Here is a 664-nt window from a genome sequence, read left to right on the forward strand (position 1 = left end):
TATTTAATGTGTAAATTCTAAAAAAGGGATATTTTGCAATTAATCGATATTCATCTGAAGGTTTACAATGTTTATAATGCGTCTCAAAAATACTTTGCACTTGCATGCCAATAACTCTCTTCGCAGCAGCGTAAACATCAGACAAATCATCATCTTCATCAAGTTCATTACCTATTTTATCAGTAAGTATTTGGGCCAAGCCCCAGCCTAAAGGAGGATCTTTTTCAAGAGAATTTTTACAACCTGCAGAAGCACCTGCCCCTAGCAATAAAACCAAACGTCCATCTAGTAATGCTTTTTTGATATGCTGATTCATTTTAAGCCACCACTAATGATTAAAAATTTCACCATAAATTTTTCTTCAAGAATTCGTTAAAAACCTTATGGTTAGTCTTAAAACTATGAATATATAACTTATTCTCTAGACGACGTTACCTCCTGATGGAGTAGCGCTACACTTTAGAGTCCGATCCAATGGCACACTGAATGCAAGTGAACAGCAATTTCAAATCGCAAACTCTAAAATCTCAAAGACCATAATACGTTTAACACCTCAAGAAGAGGCGCCGTCTTCGGCGTCCTTCTTGCTTGAATTGTTAGGAATGTATTGTATTTCACTTGGTACAGGAGTTAATTGAATAATTTTTTTGCTATGCCTTTGATA

General features: G+C 35.2%; 1 protein-coding gene. It reads right to left on the minus strand.

Going from position 1 to position 664, the window contains the following annotated elements; genetic code table 11:
- A partial coding sequence (locus ACT3TJ_RS18015) for a hypothetical protein (RefSeq protein ID WP_444622843.1) occupies positions 1-316 on the minus strand: 316 nt, incomplete at its 3' end.
- Positions 317-664: the final 348 nt, after the last annotated feature.

It is taken from the genome of Halomonas sp. AOP30-A1-24 (assembly GCF_052378165.1).
GTDB classification, from domain to species: Bacteria; Pseudomonadota; Gammaproteobacteria; order Pseudomonadales; family Halomonadaceae; genus Vreelandella; species Vreelandella citrativorans.